Below are 15,111 nucleotides of genomic sequence, written 5' to 3'. Positions count from 1 at the left end.
ATCTGTTCAACTCGTATTTATACTGGCCTTATTTCAGGAATAATGAAATCAAATGGAATAAAGTAACTGTTTGTTCTTCCTTCTAAAGCAAGACTCCTGCTCTGTAGGGAGCGAAATTCTGCAACACGTCCGGCAAAATATCTAGTATCTACTCCAGGGTATTCTCTCACGAATGGTTTGTAGTGATCTTTAAATTCCCTTTTTTTTGTGAAATCCGACTTTATGATATGAACCATGATTTCCCTCGATTGGTCAGTGCTAGCCAAAAAATCATAGATCCCAGCATCTAAAGTTTTATGCTTCTTCCTAATTACACTGGTGTAACTAATCAATGGAAGAAAAGGGGCCGGACCATAATGGCCAACCATAGTATGGTCTGAAGATGATTGACAACCTAGTTTTATAGACCAGGAATCCATTGTATCAATTGATGGCAAATTCAGTTTAACGCCCAAATCATAAAATTCCCTTCTTATAGGAGGCAGGAAACTATGTGAACGAATTGGAATCTTTTTGTTAATCGCCCAGCTATGAATAGAATTGAAGAGAGGATAAGTAAATGTATGGACATCATGATGAGAAGTCAGGTGGGCAGGTTCTCTCTTGAAAACTCTTTTAAATTTGATGTATTGGGATTCTAATTCATGCATGGCTTGTGTTACATAGGCATCAGTACCATAGTTACTATCCAAAACCTTATATTCTGGAAAGTACCCATTTTCGTCAACAAGATTTTTAACTTCTTCAATTGGAGAAACAGGTTTGCCTGATGTAATAGTATAGTGCAGCCCTACGTGAGTTGTATTGGCTAAGGGCGTAGAAGATCCGATACTATGTGTTTCATTGAGAAATTTATTCAGACTTTCTAACTGCTCATCATCAGCATTTTCCATACGGTTAATCAAGACAGCTATTGAATTTATCCATCCGTTTTTTAAGGCAAGTTTTGCTCCAAGATCTATCTCTTTATTTACTCCTATATCGTCGGCAGTCACTAGATATTGTTTAGCCAATATTGGGATATTTTGGCTTGAAAAAATAGCTCCACTCCATACAAAAGTACGGTTAGTCAATACATACCAAATATCGATCCCCCGATGAACTTCACCACGAATAGCATGCGAAATTTCTACATCCCATCTAGGTTGAAGTTCCTGAGATTTAGGAGCGTTTACAGATGGTTTGAAAATTCTGGTATTCACCAACTTAGTTACAATTCCTTTATAAGTGGCCATTATCCTACTGCTTTGGTGTTTTTAGTCTCTGTGGAAGTAGAAGTGCCTGAGGATGATGGAGCCGCAGGCTGTAGTGAAGTTCTTACGCGCATCAGCTTACTGAGCAGATCAAACCAAAATGGTGCTCCCAAGGATATCGCAAAAGCTGTGATTAAGAACCCTATCCAATTCAAGAATTTTATGTCTTTAAAACTGATGTCTGTGACAGAAAAAACAAGATTATTTTCTTGTAGCTTTTTATCAAAATATTGCCTGTTATTATCAAGTTTCACACTATCCAAGGTTTCATTGTTAGCTATTAATTCTTTAGCACCTTCCACATAAATTGCTCTCAAATCTTCATTTTTTGACAATTCCATAGCTAATTGGATGGTATCAACTTTAAATGAACAAGCTATTATAAAACCCAGGATAAAAGTAAGAAGCGATAACTTCCGCTTATACCAACCCGAAATTCTATCCATTTGCTCATTATACCATTGCTCAAGTAGTCCCTTGAATTTTTCTATGTCGTCACCTGCCTCATTCCAAAGTAGATTAAATTGATATTTGGTATCTGCTCCTATGCTAAAGTCTTTCGGGAGAAACGGATTCTTGGTCTTGGTACGGTTCTCCAATTCCAATTGAAGGTAAGAAAGCTCTTGTTTTGCTGATTCAATTTCAAATTCGTCTACAGATTCAATCCCTTTTAGAACCTTGATTTCTTCTTTTAATTCCCTGATATCAGCTTCTAGCTCTTCCAATTCAAACTTTGGAATTATTCCCAATGCTGCATTAATATTCTCGACTTGATTGCTATTAGTACCTTTTTGTAATAAATCAACCAAGGTTGAACTGAAACAATCTGAACTTATATAGGAAGGCTTACTATTGATTCCTTTTGGCCCTAGGTACCTAATGGAGGGATGACTGTAAAAGGCTTTTGTAAGACCACTGTTGGTCTTGGCCCAAAATAAATTTACAATGGTATGGTTTGCTTTATTGGATTCATTTTCGTCTGCCAATAAGCGCTCAATTCCAGCCATCAAATTTTTAGCCCTTGAACTAAAAATTGAAGTAAGGGATTCTATCAAAGTCATTGTAAAGAGGCTGTACAAAAGAAAGATGAAAACCAAACTGATAAAAGTATCCAATACTATCAATCCTGTCATATTCGGTAAAGTTTAAAAATTTTCAGAAAAAGTATTCATATCAAGGATCTACAAATTAGCTATTTTTGAGAAAAAAATCATATAACTAGTTGTTTTTCAACATCCTTAAAATTGATATACCTAGTTGGGATTTAGAATAATCTAGTTGTGCGTTTAATATTGCTAATCATCATTTAAAAAAGTTTTGGAACTCCTTTAAGCGTATGTTAGTCAATTTTAATTAGCTAAAAATCACAATGAAAATTCATTAACCTATATAAAATGGATTTTCAAAATCAGGTGTTAAACATAGTTCAACTACTTCTCATAATCCAACACCCGATTAGCCCAAGGTATAAAATGCTGCATATTCGGTCCATCGGTATGTCCTCCATCGTGCTGTCTCCAAGCCAAATCTCCGTCCAACATATCGGTATTATAAGGCGGCATTTCTTCTTTCATGTAGTCATTGGAAACGCCGAGATCAGTTGCCCCTAATAGTTTGTAAGCTACACCAGCAGCCACAACAGCCATGTAACTCCCCTTTTGATCCAGCCATTTTGCATCTCCACTCTCAGGAATGCCATAACTCACAAAAACTGGCCTAGGAGCACATAATGCTAACATATCATGAGAATCAACTGTAAGATCACAACCATCCATTCTTCCAAAAACCGACTCTTCAGCACCATATTTCATGTAGTTCCCAGCCATCCAATAGTTTTCTCCACCGGTAAGGCTTTCTACTGCTTCGCCAAAAACACGTCTATGTAGAGTGGTGCCGCCTTTTCCAGATGACCCGATTAAAGCTGTCGCAAAACGGGGCTCAAATGCCATCGTTACTAAAGCTGCTTTTCCATATCGGGAAACACCTTCAATTCCAACTTTTTTAGCATCAACCAAAGGTTCTGTTTCCAAGAAATCCAAGGCTCTAGCCGCTCCCCCAAGCCCAAGCACGAAGTGCTCCCCAATCTTCAGGAGATCTAGGTTGACCTTTGTTCACCAAACCAATTATTCCTCTAGTAATCCCTGCGTGATTGTCCGCCTGTATACTGCTCGGGTCAATAGTTACATAGCCCCAGCCAGCAGCCAGCAATTGCTCTGTGGATGGCGAATCTCCTGTTGGTGCTGGCGCAAAGAAGTTTTGCACCAGGTAAACGAGTCACTGGATTGTAAGCAGGATATTTATCAAAAAGTGCTTGCAAGGAAGGATCATTCTTAATCATCATCTCCTTAAAAGATGTGTTCAAAGTTTCCATATCCTCCCCATTAGGTTGTGCCGGTGCGGGAAAAGATGGACGACCAAACATCATCAGAACAGGAACAGGACCTTTAGCATTCGCAGGAACTACCAGCATCATATTAATATCCACTTCAATCAGAGGATATGAACTGTTATCGACATGTCCTATTATTTGCTTAGCGATCACAGGGGTCCTTGCCACAAATTCCCGATCAGTGATTTTCACTTCCCAGTTCACATCAGGAATATTTTCTGGAAGTTTGCCGTAAACTTCACGTTCTAAAGCATCCACCAATTCAGGTCTTCGAGTTTTCCACCACATTTCTTGGGATGTCACTTTTTGACCTGCGTTTGTTGTCAAAATATCCGGTAGTTCTGGGCATGGGTTTGCTTTTGCCTCATCGTAATTTGCCGCATTTGGAGCAGATTCATTTCCGCTTGGCCCAGGTCGAAGCACTTTGATACCCAACTCCTGCTGCATATTGGCGTGATCCTGTTCATTGGTAAAAGTAACAGGTGCGGGATATTTGCTTGCGTCAATTTTGGTCGTTCGAGAATTGGCAAAGCCGCCAATTCCAAGCATTAAGGTTATAATAATTGTCTTTTTCATAATAGGTTTCGGGTATATTGAGCGTATTAGTTCTGGTGTTCCTTCACATGTTTTGCTGCTTCCAGCATGGTTGTGGTCCAGATGGTTTCATCATTTTCTGCCAAATAGTCAATAAGTATCTGGTGCGCTTCCAATGACACATTTAAGTTATGCTCACCTCCTACTCCATGAAAAAGGAAGGTTATCAGTGCATTTTTTTCTTGCGCTTCTTTTACCAATTGAATCAATTCTGCACCTGATTCTCCATTGATTCCATAGCTATCTACATTGAGAAGATTTATATTTCCAATCAAATTCAATGCTCCTCGAACTCCTCTGGAAGCTACAAAATCACCTTTGATATCCTCCATGAATGAACCTTCGCCAGTTGCTGTATCTCCACAGGTATAGGCAAAAGTCCGCTCCTTTTTACCATCAAGTGTTTCCAAAAACACATTGGTCATTCGGATTTCCTTCAGAATTTGGGCTGTCGTGTAGTTATGCAAATCGTTATCTGGACTTACCCAGGATCTTCCAGGTAATGAAGCATCACAAGGATGATGTAGCGTGTGATATTCGCTGATTCATGACCTAATCAACCCGCTTTTTACCAATCTTCTCTTCTATTCTTACTACCATCAGAGAATGCAGAAAGATAAAATGTACCCTTGAGTCCATGAGCTTCTAGGGCAGGAACTACATTGTCTGATGCCATTCAGCGCATCATCGTATGTGAGGACTACAGCAGCTTGTCTTCCTTGCCAAAGTTCATTTGAAGTGGAAGTTTGTTGTGCAAAACTGTGATAGGATACACAGATTAATTCCAGTGATAGGATTTTAAAAATTGATTTCATTCTACAGGTTTTAGGTTGGGCTCATAAATAAACCTAAGGTGAACACATAGCTTGTTGAACTACAATCTGCTAGTATTATCTAGGTTTATTATCAATTTAGATACAAAGTATCTTTTGCCTTGCTTCCATGCAAACCACCCAACACTTTTCTTGAAGTCAACTAAGAGGCTTAAGCTTAGGTCAACTCCTCAATTCTGCCCTCGTAATCAAATTGCAAATCCTCATGCAATCCAGAGATTAGTTTAACTGCTTTTGCTAATTGCATTTGATAGATATTATCCAAAACCTGATTTCTATGCCTGAGAAAGCCGTATTCCTTCAGCTTTGCGCAGAAAAACAACAATACTTCTATTAGATCAGTGTTGAGCTTTACTTGAGTTTAAGTAGCTTGTTCATCTTTCGGCGAAGCTTTTGAGCTGACTTTTTTGCATAATAGGAATGATCACCTCTTGCAGTTTGAAAATCGAGCTCCAACTCTTCCTGCACCATTTCTACATACAGTTGTGGTTGGTCTTTCTCGTTAAGTTTAAAAAATAGGTAAGACTTATTATCTTCTACTGAATTTACTAAGATCTGCCACCAATTCGATCAATTCCTTCTCATTAAGAAAGCTGAGTTCTTTTTTAAGTTGTGCTAGACTTGGGATTTTCATTGGTCAAATGGAGTGATTAATAACTTCAAATTTTACCATTAATATATTGATCAAGCTTCATTCATCGCAAAATTCCATGCTTCGTAAAACAAATAAATATTTACGAATTTCAAACCTTAGCCTCCGTTCACATTTATTCTTTTGATATTGAAAAACAGTAGCCTAACTTAAATCACGAAAGCTTACAGATTATCTATCTATGAAAGAATTTAAAGCCATCATTGAGGCTTATGAGCAATATAAATTAGCTGGAAAGAATACTGCGCTGGCAACAGTAGTCCAGGTGGATGGCTCGGCCATACCGACGACCTGGGGCGAGAATGTTAGTGTCTGAAGATGGTGAATTGACAGGCGCTATGAGCGGAGGATGTCTGGAAGGTGATGCGCTTCGCAAAGCTCAAACTGTAATTTTTCAGCAGAAATCGATGTTGGTTACCTACGATACCACTGATGAAGATGACCAAAAGTTTGGAGTTGGGTACAGCGCTGTAATGGAATTACTCATGTCATTGATAGAGAACCCATTGATTATCAAAATACTATAAATCCAATAGAGACTGTTGAAAATCGCTCTCCAGAGATCGGGTTTTCTGCAGATTACTTACAGTCTTTTCAGTCAAATATTCTAAGCAAGAACAGATTGGAACAAAGATACTTTTGAAAGGAAATCATGTTTTTGGGGATGAAGATAAGTTGGAAACTCCTCTTTGGGCAAAAATCCAAGACGAGTTAAAAACCATGGACACAAACCATCATAAAATTCGTAAGTATTGAAAGCTTAGATGATATTCAAGTATTTATCGAATCCATCAAACCAACCATTCGAATTTTACCTTTTGGGGCTGGAAATGATACAATTCCTCTAGCCAAGATGGCTGATATTCTTGGTTTGGAAGTAATTCTCATTGATGGGAGAAAGAACTTGGCTACGCCTACTCGCTTTCCTTCAGGCGTTGAGAAGTTCTCACTGGTTCTGGGGAAGCAGTCGTTGAGCACCTCGAAACAGATGAACATTCAGCAGCACTTTTAATGACTCATAATTTTGAATATGAGGCTTTGGTAATGGAAGAGCTGTCTAAACTCGATCTGCCCTATTTGGGAATTTTAGGTCCGAAAAAAAAGTCCCAGAAATTAATTGAGCGCTTAGCTAAGAAAGGAATCCCTGTCAATCAAGCAACTATCTATTCTCCCATGGGTTTGGATATTGGGGCTGAGGGTTCGGAAGAGATTGCTTTGTCCATTTTAGCAGAAGTGAAAGCGGTTTTGGCAAAAAAACAAGGTACCTTTCTGCGAAATAAGACAGGCCCAATACACGATTAAACTCATGAAAACAGGAATCATCATACTAGCAGCAGGAGAATCAACCAGACTTGGCTATCCAAAACAGATAGCAAAATATAAGGAAAAGACCTTGCTTCAACTCGCTATTGATGCTGCAAATGATGCTAAAGTGGATAAAAGAGTTTTGGTGCTGGGTGCAAACCGTGACGAAATCAAGAAGACTTCCCAGGAGCAAGCATTCCTAATATTCCTAATCAACACTTCGAAAAAGGCATGTCATCCAGCATAAAAGTTGGACTTGAATACATGTTGAAGTTCGACAAGCCTGATCAAGTGATTATAATGCTTTGCGATCAGCCTTTTGTTGGATGCGAAGATCCTGCTAAATAAGCTTATTGCGACTCAGAAGAAGGAAGAAAAGGGCATTGTAGCCTGTGCATATTCCAAGACAACTGGCGTTCCTATTCTATTTGGAAAGGCTTATTTCAAAGAATTGATGGAGCTTACAGGTGATGAAGGTGCGAAGAAAATTGCAGAAAAAAGGCGACAACCAAGATGGTATGGTTACTGTAAGCTTTCACTAAAGGCAAAGTAGATATTGATACTGAGGAGGACTCGAGGGACTTGAACCGCTAGGTCCTAAGTTGGAAAGTATAAAAGTTGCAAGGTTTGGATTACCTAGCCTTACAACTTCAGAACTTTACCACTTTTCCGCCTCAATTCCCCCACCACCTTTTCCACCCAAACCACAGTATCCAACACATCCTTCTCAGTAGTATTCCTTCCTAAGCTAAAACGAATAGAGGCTCTTCCTAGGTCTGAATCTAAACCCATCGCTTGAAGCACATGAGATGGTTTTGGGGAAATGCTGGTACAGGCAGAACCTGAACTTACCGCGACTTTTTGGCAAACTTTGCGGAGCAAATCCTCTCCTTCTACTCCACCGAAAGCAATGTTTGTGACATGGGAAATCCTATTCTGACTTCCGTTCAAAAAAGTATCTTCTAGTGATAAGAGTTTGTATTCCAGCAGATACGCGAAGCTTTCCAGTCGATTTGATTCCGCTTTCATTTCCGACATTCTTAACTCAGCAGCTTTACCAAAACCCACAATTCCGGGGACATTCGAATGTTCCACTTCTAAAACCTTTCTCATGCCCGCCTCCATGAATCTGTGCTAGGGGCTTAGGCAATGAATGGTTATGTCTGACGTATAGTGCTCCTATCCCTTTCGGGCCATAAAGTTTATGTGCTGAAATAGCCATCAGGTGCACACCCTCAACAGAGATTGGGATTTTGCCTGCTGCTTGCACTGCATCAGTAAAGAAGACTATTCCCTTTTCTTCTGCCAATTCTGCTATTTCGGTGATTGGATGAATGATACCAGTTTCATTATTTGCCCACATCAGGCAAATCATTTTGGTGTTCGGAAGGATGCTTGCTCTCAGATCAGCTAAGCTGATATTTCCCTGTTTATCTACAGACAAATATGTAACCTCTGCCCCTGCTTCCTCAATGGATTTCATGCAGTCTAATACTGCTTTATGTTATGTTTGGCAAGTAATGTAGTGTTGCTTTTCACCTTTGAAAATCTCGAAAGTTCCTTTGATTGCAAGGTTAATTGCTTCAGTAGCTCCTGAAGTAAAAATGATTTCCTTGGTCTGTGCCCCAATCAGATTTGCTACATTTTCCCTGGCTTCATCTACAGCATTTTCAGCCATCCAACCAAAAGCATGTGACTTGCTCGCTGCATTGCCAAAATGTTCTCCAAACCATGAATCATGCGCTTCAATTACTTCTGGAGCACAAGGAGTGGTAGCGTTGTAATCAAGGTAAATCGGGTAATTCATAAGTGCAAAATAGGGATTTTTTAAGCGTGAGGAATTACATGTATCAATCATAATTCACCTTGTTCAGTTAAATGATGAACAAACAATAATTGACTAATTTTAGCCCCATGCAAGAATCATGGACCTTAACACTCCCCTCCTCGGAAAAGCCAACTTCAGAAGAACTCAAGAAGGTTTTAAGAGAAAACCAAAAAGATTTGGGAATCTTTCTCTCCTATTATTTCAGGAAAGAAGGTGCTCATACCGAGAAGGTGGATTTGGCTTCTGATATTAATTTTCAAGATGAAATCTCAGGTGATTTCGAATTGGAATTTGACCTCATCCACTACAATGCTTGCCTTGCTATCCATGATCAAAAGCGGGAAAGTATGAAAATTACCTTTGAAATTGAAGGAGTCAATATGAATCTCAAAGGACCTTATTGGCCTGAGAGAGAGATGGATGAGATTTAGAGTTAGTATCAAGTAGCAAGACATAAGTATTTAGACTTAAGACATAAGAAGTGAGAGGCAAGAGTAAAGATTACAGTCTCATTGATAAACTACTTGCGGCATTAAAATCAAATAAAAAGCACTTCCAAAAATTTATGGAAGTGCTTTTCTTTTAGTTCTTGAATCTATTTTCTTGATTATTTAATCCTGTTACTTGATTCTAGCATCTAGATACTTATGTCTAACGTCTTGATACTTTCTAAGCTCTTTTTATACCCAACTTAAGGTCAGTGAATTCCTTTTGCTCGATAAAAGGCTGACTTCTCGATCTCTTTCAGTGGCACTAAAGATAGCATTTGCGATAGCTCCACCTGTTGGCGGCAAGCAAGGCTCACCTAGTCCAGTTGGGTCAAAGCCACTGTCTACGTAATAGGTATCCACTGCAGGAACTTCCTTCATTCTGATCAATCGGTATTTGTCAAAGTTCGTTTGTGTTGGAAGTCCTCCTTCGAAGGTCAGGTTTCCATACATCGCATGCCCCATTCCATCGACAACTCCACCACGAACTTGGTGGTCAGCTCCAGTAGGATTTACCACCATTCCACAGTCGGTAATCACATGAATCTTTTTTAGAGATGGAGTACCGTTTTCCATTTCAATATCAGCTACTTGTGCGACATAAGTTCTGTGTGAAAAATAGACAGAGAAGCCTTGTTTAACATTCGGGTTTTTACCCCAATTTGATTTCTTCTGCAGCCATTTTTGTAACTCCAATCATTCGGTCCACATCATAGCGAAGTTCTCCACCTACAGGATTTGCTTTGGCTTTTTGGAACAATTCCATTCTGAATTCCACAGGATCTTTTTTGGCAGCAAAGGCAACTTCATCCAAAAATGACTGCTCCGCGTAAGCCAAGAAATTGGTAATCGGAGCTCTCCAAGCATTTGTAGTAATGGATGATTCATAATTGACATTCTCGATCAGAAGGTTATCAACTGCCCCAGCCGGAAAATTAGTTTCACGAGTACTGTTACCGGCATTCATACCTACTCCTCTGAGTTTGTAGCCAGTCATATTTCCATCTGCATCCAATGCCGCTTCAAATCTATAGCGAACAGCTGGCCGGTAAGCTCCTCCAGTCAGGTCATCTTCTCTGCTCCATGTAAGTTTCACTGGAGCATTCATCATTTTGGAAACGTGAACAGCTTCAGATACATAATCTGCGCGAAGTCTTCTTCCAAATCCACCACCTAATCGGGTGATTTCTACTGAAATATTCTCAGGAGCAATTCCAGTAACTTCTGCAGCAGCCCTTCTGGCACTTTCCGGAGTTTGTGTTGGTCCTATCAATTCCACTTTGTTCTGGCTGCACATGCGCAAAGAAATTCATTGGTTCCATAGGCGAATGTGAAAGGAAAGGACACTGATATTCAGCAGTGACAACTTGTGCGGCATTTTTGAAAGCTGCTTGAACATTTCCGTCTTCCCGCTTTACTTCAGCCTTTCCATTTGCAAGTAGATCTTTGAAAATCTGATCGTGATCTGCCGAACTCTCTACTTTTCCATCTGCTTCATACTCCACTTTTAAGAGCTTCTTTGCTTTCATCAGCGGCCAAGTAGACGTTCCGACCACTGCCACGCTATTCTCAAAAGTTACCACATCTTTAACACCAGCTACATTTCTAGCTGCGCCATCATCTATGGATTTGATTTTCATGCCAAAAGGTGCCCGCTGAATCATTGCATGGAGCATTCCTTCTCTATAAAAATCAAGTCCAAATAGGGGCTCTCCAGTGAAAATTGCATCATTCTCAACGTTCTTTACTGGTGTGCCTATGATTTTAAAATCTTTCTTATCCTTTAAGGTAATCTCTTCAGGTGCAGTCAACAAAGCTGCATCATTGGCTACTTCTCCATAACCTATTTTCTTTCCGCTGGCTTTGTGGTAAATAATCCCTTCAGACGTACTCAACTCGTCAGCTGAAACCTCCCATTTTTTCGCAGCAGCAGCTACCAAAAGAAATTTAGCTGTAGCCCCGGCTTTGCGAAGCCGCTCCCATGAATGAGGCATAGCTCCAGAGCCACCAGTTAATTGTCGCTCATACTTATCTGTATCGAGATTAGCTTGTAGTACTCTCACTTTACTCCAATCCGCATCCAATTCCTCAGCTACTACCATCGGGAATGAGGTCTTAATCTTTTGCCCCAATTCAGGATTAGGGGAATAAATCACTACGTCTCCACTAGGTGCAATACTCAAAAATGCATTGAAATTCTTGGCATTTGCGAGTACTTCTTCAGTGCTGAGCACATCCATTTTTGGCGAATCGCAGCTCATCCAATTAAAGCCAATAAATAGGCCTCCAGCCGTAGTTCCGGCTATTTTAAGGAAGTCTCTTCTGTTAGTTTTTGTCAGTGTAGCCATGATTATTCGGATTTAGCAGCCATTGCAACGGCTTCTCTGATTTTATGATAAGTACCACATCTGCAGATATTTCTACTCATCGCTTCATCTATTTCATCCATTGAGGGAGCTGGGTTCTTTTTGAGAAAAGCGGAAGCATTCATAATCTGCCCAGCTTGGCAATATCCACATTGAGCCACATCCACTTCAGCCCAGGCTTTTTGTACGGGATGATCACCATTTTTGGAGAGTCCTTCAATCGTGGTGATTTCATCTTCGGTCAAACTAGCGGCAGGTGTGATGCAGGAAAACATTGCCTCTCCATTTCTATGGACCGTACAGGCTCCACATTGAGCGACACCGCAAGAGTATTTTGTTCCGACTAATCCGAGATGATCTCGAAGCACCCATAAAAGAGGGGTATCTTCTTCTACATCAACTGAATGAGCCTTTCCGTTGATTTTGAGGTTTATAATTGCCATTGGGTTTTTAATTAAGTTTTATCCGATTAAGTTATAGAAAATCAGAAGAGTATAGAAACCGATTGTATAAAATTAGTGGCTAAATCTCTCGTGGCGGAGCTGAGTTATTAAGTACACCTCTCTTTATATATTGAAAAAAGCTCCACATTTATTAAAGTTTAAAATCGATAAAAAAATCACTCATCTCGCACCTTTTACAGTTCATTTCAGTTAAAGCCAATAGTTTAATCCCCGCTTTTACGGCTCTATATGCTTAAGTTTTTCCTTAACACACTAAAATATCTAATGATCACCGTCATTTCCCTCATAGTCCTCGTCGTCATTGTCGTTATTTTATTTGTAAATCTTAGTCCTCAATTTGGCGCAAATCCTTCCAAAGAAAAGGTTCTTCAGTACGAAAAATTGGACTATTTCGAAAATGGGAAATTCAGTAATCTGATGCCCACCAACATGGACATGGATTTTACTGAAGCTATCAAAATGCTTCCGGAGTTTTTCAAAAATGATCCTTCCAGACGTCCTGATTTTGAATTACCAATTGAGCACCGGGATTCTCTGGAATTGGTAAATAAAGATCATCCCACTCGTCTGGTTTGGTTTGGACACTCTTCGTTTTTGCTTCAAATCGATGGAAAGACCATACTTATAGACCCAATGTTTGGGGAAGTTCCTGCTCCGAATCCGCTCTTGGGTAAGAAACGCTACAGTAAAGAGCTTCCAATACAAGTTGAGAAGTTACCACAGATCGATATGATCATTATGTCCCATGATCACTACGATCACTTAGATTATGAATCTATTCAAAAGTTGAAGGATAAGACCAAGTCTTTTTATATGCCATTGGGCATGGGAGCACATTTCGAGGATTGGGGCGTTGATGCTTCGAAAATCCATGAATTAGGATGGTGGGATGGGGATCGTCCAGGCGGATGGCTTGCTTCTAGCTCTCACTCCTGCTCGACATTTCTCTGGCCGAGGTTTGAACAATCGTTTCTCTACCCCTTGGGGATCCTGGGTAATTCAAGGAGAATCTGACAATATTTATTTCAGTGGAGATAGCGGATATGGTCCGCACTTTAAGCAGATTGGTGAGAAATATGGCCCATTCAACTTTGCAATGATGGAGTGTGGTCAATACAATGAGCGCTGGACAGATATTCATATGGTGCCGGAGGAAACTGCTCAAGCAGCTCAGGACATACAAGCAAAAACCTTTATGCCAATACATTGGGCAGCATTTACTCTGGCTATGCACTCTTGGACTGATCCTGTAGAACGGGTTATTGCCAAGGCTAAAGAAATAAATCAGCCGATCTACGTTCCTGAAATTGGAGAATTTATTGAATTGGATAAAAATCTGCAGACCGGAAGAAAATGGTGGTTAGAACCCTCCTCGATTTCTAATACGATGATTTCCAAGCAATAGAATTTTCATTCTTATCCTATTTCTTAGGGCTTTTCCAGAAATCAAAAAAAGTCTAACCTGAAATCACTTTCCTGTAATGGGAATGTTTTGAGGCATTTTTCCTAATTTGACATTTTGAAATAAAACAAAAAACAACCTAAAAAACCTATGGCTCAGACTATCAAAGCAGCTATCGTGGGAACCGGATTTATCGGCCCAGCTCATTTAGAAGCACTTAGAAGAATTCCTAACATCGAGGTAACTGGCCTTGTAGAAGTAAATCAGGAAGTGGCAGATGCCAAAGCCGCAGAGCTTGGAATCCCAAATGCTTACACTTTTGATAATATGTTGAAAGATGAAAGCATTGATGTAGTACACATCTGTACTCCTAACTTCCTTCACTTTCCGCAGGCAAAAGCATGTATGCTAGCAGGCAAGCATGTGGTTTGTGAAAAACCTTTGTCGATGACGATTGAAGAAGCTGAAGAGCTTGTGAAGGTGGCGAAAGAAACAGGATTAATCAACGCAGTTCACTTCAATTTGAGATATTATCCGATGGTTCGCCAGATGCGAGTAATGCGTCAAAAAGGTGAATTGGGAGATGTGTACTCAGTAATGGGTTCCTACCTTCAGGATTGGCTGATTCACAAAACTGACTATAGCTGGAGATTAGATCCTAAGCAGTCAGGTGGTTCTAGAGTAGTAGCTGATATAGGTTCTCATTTGTTGGATATGACTGAATATGTGACTGGTTTGAAAATCACTGCTGTTATGGCTGATTTCTCCATTGTCCATCCTACTCGTTTGAAGCCATTAAAAGCTGTGGAGTCCTTCTCAGGAAAAGCGCTTGATCCAAAGGATTATGAAGAATATGAAGTAACCTCTGAAGATTACGCTACTATTATGCTTCGCTTTGACAATGGTCGAACTGGATCTATCGTAGTAAGTCAGGTAAATGCAGGCCGTAAAAACCGCTTGAATATTGAGATTTCTGGTTCCAAATCAAATATGGAATTCAATGCTGAGAAGCCAAATGAACTTTGGATTGGACATCGAGATAAAGCAAATTCAATTTTAATGAAAGATCCAGCTTTGGTGGATGAAGGAGCTCGTTCATTGGTAAGCTTCCCAGGAGGTCACCAAGAGGGATTCCCTGATACTTCAAAGCAACTTTTCAAAGAAGTTTATGCAGCTATCAGAGATGGCAAACAGCCAGAAGCCCCTACTTTCCCAACTTTTGCTGACGGCTTGAGAGAGTTGATTATTGGTGAAGCTATTGTGGAAAGTAATACCAAAAGAAGCTTGGGTGAAGATTTAAAAAGAATGTAGGATGTCGGGTGTTGGATGTCCGATGTAGCGCTAGAGTTATTCATAACATCTTTAAAACATCGTACATCCGACATCTGTCGATATTCATAGAATAAGAGACGTTCTATTTTGATAAAAAGTCGTATTTTGAAGGCAAATCTAAAACCAATGACAATGAATTTAAAAAAGACTTTATTAGCAACAGCCCTGATGGCCTTTATCGGTCTTGCGGCGTCCCGCGAGGTGC

18 protein-coding genes and 3 pseudogenes are annotated in these 15,111 nt (G+C 39.9%); 10 read left to right on the top strand and 11 right to left on the bottom strand.

Annotated features, from left to right (window positions below; translation table 11 throughout):
- Positions 1 to 17: 17 nt before the first annotated feature.
- The 7 genes from AC0L6R_RS15525 to AC0L6R_RS15495 form a co-directional block, all read right to left on the bottom strand.
- Positions 18 to 1,235: a ChbG/HpnK family deacetylase gene (locus AC0L6R_RS15525; RefSeq protein WP_473272018.1), complete on the bottom strand. Its 1,218-nt coding sequence runs from the start codon at positions 1,233 to 1,235 to the stop codon at positions 18 to 20.
- Positions 1,235 to 2,386 carry a hypothetical protein gene (locus tag AC0L6R_RS15520; RefSeq protein WP_473272017.1) on the bottom strand — a complete coding sequence of 384 codons (1,152 nt, stop codon included), beginning with the start codon at positions 2,384 to 2,386 and terminating at the stop codon, positions 1,235 to 1,237. Before AC0L6R_RS15520 ends, AC0L6R_RS15525 begins: the two co-directional genes overlap by 1 nt.
- 297 nt (positions 2,387 to 2,683) lie before the next feature.
- Complete coding sequence (locus tag AC0L6R_RS15515; protein WP_473272016.1) at positions 2,684 to 3,322, bottom strand: glucuronyl esterase domain-containing protein; 639 nt, start codon at positions 3,320 to 3,322, stop codon at positions 2,684 to 2,686.
- A 104-nt stretch (positions 3,323 to 3,426) separates the two neighbouring features.
- Positions 3,427 to 4,218 carry a hypothetical protein gene (locus AC0L6R_RS15510; protein ID WP_473272014.1) on the bottom strand — a complete coding sequence of 264 codons (792 nt, stop codon included), beginning with the start codon at positions 4,216 to 4,218 and terminating at the stop codon, positions 3,427 to 3,429.
- A gap of 26 nt (positions 4,219 to 4,244) precedes the next feature.
- Positions 4,245 to 4,703, bottom strand: coding sequence for a polysaccharide deacetylase family protein (locus AC0L6R_RS15505; RefSeq protein WP_473272012.1), 459 nt, complete (start codon positions 4,701 to 4,703; stop codon positions 4,245 to 4,247).
- Between the two features lie 132 nt (positions 4,704 to 4,835).
- A complete protein-coding gene (locus AC0L6R_RS15500) occupies positions 4,836 to 5,051 on the bottom strand; it encodes a hypothetical protein (protein ID WP_473272011.1) in 216 nt (71 codons plus the stop codon).
- Between the two features lie 175 nt (positions 5,052 to 5,226).
- Positions 5,227 to 5,391 carry a hypothetical protein gene (locus AC0L6R_RS15495; RefSeq protein WP_473272010.1) on the bottom strand — a complete coding sequence of 55 codons (165 nt, stop codon included), beginning with the start codon at positions 5,389 to 5,391 and terminating at the stop codon, positions 5,227 to 5,229.
- A gap of 599 nt (positions 5,392 to 5,990) precedes the next feature.
- Between AC0L6R_RS15495 and AC0L6R_RS15490 the strand changes: the two genes are divergently transcribed.
- The 6 genes from AC0L6R_RS15490 (at position 5,991) to AC0L6R_RS15465 (ending at position 7,579) form a co-directional block, all read left to right on the top strand.
- On the top strand, positions 5,991 to 6,248 hold the full coding sequence (locus AC0L6R_RS15490; protein ID WP_473272009.1) for an XdhC family protein: 258 nt from the start codon (positions 5,991 to 5,993) through the stop codon (positions 6,246 to 6,248).
- 326 nt (positions 6,249 to 6,574) lie between these two features.
- Positions 6,575 to 6,733, top strand: a complete 159-nt coding sequence (locus tag AC0L6R_RS15485) for a hypothetical protein (RefSeq protein WP_473272008.1) — start codon at positions 6,575 to 6,577, stop codon at positions 6,731 to 6,733.
- Positions 6,733 to 7,023 (top strand): XdhC family protein, encoded by a 291-nt coding sequence (locus tag AC0L6R_RS15480; protein WP_473272007.1) that lies wholly within the window; start codon positions 6,733 to 6,735, stop codon positions 7,021 to 7,023. The genes AC0L6R_RS15485 and AC0L6R_RS15480 overlap by 1 nt, the downstream gene beginning before the upstream one ends.
- Positions 7,024 to 7,027: 4 nt before the next feature.
- Positions 7,028 to 7,273: an NTP transferase domain-containing protein gene (locus tag AC0L6R_RS15475; RefSeq protein WP_473272006.1), complete on the top strand. Its 246-nt coding sequence runs from the start codon at positions 7,028 to 7,030 to the stop codon at positions 7,271 to 7,273.
- Entirely contained in the window at positions 7,258 to 7,374 is a 117-nt protein-coding gene (locus tag AC0L6R_RS15470) for a hypothetical protein (RefSeq protein WP_473272005.1), read from the top strand. Before AC0L6R_RS15475 ends, AC0L6R_RS15470 begins: the two co-directional genes overlap by 16 nt.
- A complete protein-coding gene (locus AC0L6R_RS15465) occupies positions 7,349 to 7,579 on the top strand; it encodes a hypothetical protein (protein ID WP_473272004.1) in 231 nt (76 codons plus the stop codon). The genes AC0L6R_RS15470 and AC0L6R_RS15465 overlap by 26 nt, the downstream gene beginning before the upstream one ends.
- An 89-nt stretch (positions 7,580 to 7,668) precedes the next feature.
- Here AC0L6R_RS15465 and AC0L6R_RS15460 read toward each other — a convergent pair whose 3' ends face one another.
- Positions 7,669 to 8,139: an aminotransferase class V-fold PLP-dependent enzyme gene (locus AC0L6R_RS15460; protein ID WP_473272003.1), complete on the bottom strand. Its 471-nt coding sequence runs from the start codon at positions 8,137 to 8,139 to the stop codon at positions 7,669 to 7,671.
- Positions 8,081 to 8,833, bottom strand: a pseudogene (locus AC0L6R_RS15455) (cysteine desulfurase family protein). The gene AC0L6R_RS15460 and the pseudogene AC0L6R_RS15455 overlap by 59 nt, the downstream one beginning before the upstream one ends.
- 107 nt (positions 8,834 to 8,940) lie before the next feature.
- On the opposite strand from AC0L6R_RS15455, the gene AC0L6R_RS15450 reads away from it, so the two are divergent.
- Positions 8,941 to 9,285 carry a hypothetical protein gene (locus AC0L6R_RS15450; protein ID WP_283413368.1) on the top strand — a complete coding sequence of 115 codons (345 nt, stop codon included), beginning with the start codon at positions 8,941 to 8,943 and terminating at the stop codon, positions 9,283 to 9,285.
- Positions 9,286 to 9,523: 238 nt separating this feature from the next.
- Here AC0L6R_RS15450 and AC0L6R_RS15445 read toward each other — a convergent pair.
- Both AC0L6R_RS15445 and AC0L6R_RS15440 read right to left on the bottom strand, forming a co-directional pair.
- Positions 9,524 to 11,690 (bottom strand): annotated as a pseudogene (locus AC0L6R_RS15445) (xanthine dehydrogenase family protein molybdopterin-binding subunit).
- A gap of 2 nt (positions 11,691 to 11,692) precedes the next feature.
- A complete protein-coding gene (locus AC0L6R_RS15440; protein ID WP_473272002.1) occupies positions 11,693 to 12,151 on the bottom strand; it encodes a (2Fe-2S)-binding protein in 459 nt (152 codons plus the stop codon).
- Between the two features lie 285 nt (positions 12,152 to 12,436).
- On the opposite strand from AC0L6R_RS15440, the gene AC0L6R_RS15435 reads away from it, so the two are divergent.
- The 3 genes and pseudogenes from AC0L6R_RS15435 to AC0L6R_RS15425 all read left to right on the top strand — a co-directional run bounded on the left by AC0L6R_RS15435 (position 12,437) and on the right by AC0L6R_RS15425 (position 14,874).
- Positions 12,437 to 13,186 (top strand): MBL fold metallo-hydrolase, encoded by a 750-nt coding sequence (locus AC0L6R_RS15435; RefSeq protein WP_473272001.1) that lies wholly within the window; start codon positions 12,437 to 12,439, stop codon positions 13,184 to 13,186.
- Entirely contained in the window at positions 13,131 to 13,577 is a 447-nt protein-coding gene (locus AC0L6R_RS15430; protein WP_473272000.1) for an MBL fold metallo-hydrolase, read from the top strand. Before AC0L6R_RS15435 ends, AC0L6R_RS15430 begins: the two co-directional genes overlap by 56 nt.
- Before the next feature lie 147 nt (positions 13,578 to 13,724).
- Positions 13,725 to 14,874 (top strand): annotated as a pseudogene (locus tag AC0L6R_RS15425) (Gfo/Idh/MocA family protein).
- Positions 14,875 to 15,111 lie beyond the last annotated feature (237 nt).

Source organism: Algoriphagus sp. 10J20-15, assembly GCF_055809615.1.
This window is presented reverse-complemented; position numbering and strand designations above follow the sequence as displayed.

Excerpts from the sequence above, each read along its gene's own strand:
- AC0L6R_RS15525 (WP_473272018.1), bottom strand. The coding sequence starts at position 1,235 with ATGGCCACTTATAAAGGAATTGTAACTAAGTTGGTGAATACCAGAATT.
- AC0L6R_RS15520 (WP_473272017.1), bottom strand. The coding sequence starts at position 2,386 with ATGACAGGATTGATAGTATTGGATACTTTTATCAGTTTGGTTTTCATC.
- AC0L6R_RS15510 (WP_473272014.1), bottom strand. The coding sequence starts at position 4,218 with ATGAAAAAGACAATTATTATAACCTTAATGCTTGGAATTGGCGGCTTT.
- AC0L6R_RS15500 (WP_473272011.1), bottom strand. The coding sequence starts at position 5,051 with ATGAAATCAATTTTTAAAATCCTATCACTGGAATTAATCTGTGTATCC.
- AC0L6R_RS15490 (WP_473272009.1), top strand. The coding sequence starts at position 5,991 with ATGGCTCGGCCATACCGACGACCTGGGGCGAGAATGTTAGTGTCTGAA.
- AC0L6R_RS15485 (WP_473272008.1), top strand. The coding sequence starts at position 6,575 with ATGGCTGATATTCTTGGTTTGGAAGTAATTCTCATTGATGGGAGAAAG.
- AC0L6R_RS15480 (WP_473272007.1), top strand. The coding sequence starts at position 6,733 with ATGACTCATAATTTTGAATATGAGGCTTTGGTAATGGAAGAGCTGTCT.
- AC0L6R_RS15475 (WP_473272006.1), top strand. The coding sequence starts at position 7,028 with ATGAAAACAGGAATCATCATACTAGCAGCAGGAGAATCAACCAGACTT.
- AC0L6R_RS15470 (WP_473272005.1), top strand. The coding sequence starts at position 7,258 with ATGTCATCCAGCATAAAAGTTGGACTTGAATACATGTTGAAGTTCGAC.
- AC0L6R_RS15460 (WP_473272003.1), bottom strand. The coding sequence starts at position 8,139 with ATGAGAAAGGTTTTAGAAGTGGAACATTCGAATGTCCCCGGAATTGTG.
- AC0L6R_RS15450 (WP_283413368.1), top strand. The coding sequence starts at position 8,941 with ATGCAAGAATCATGGACCTTAACACTCCCCTCCTCGGAAAAGCCAACT.
- AC0L6R_RS15440 (WP_473272002.1), bottom strand. The coding sequence starts at position 12,151 with ATGGCAATTATAAACCTCAAAATCAACGGAAAGGCTCATTCAGTTGAT.
- AC0L6R_RS15435 (WP_473272001.1), top strand. The coding sequence starts at position 12,437 with ATGATCACCGTCATTTCCCTCATAGTCCTCGTCGTCATTGTCGTTATT.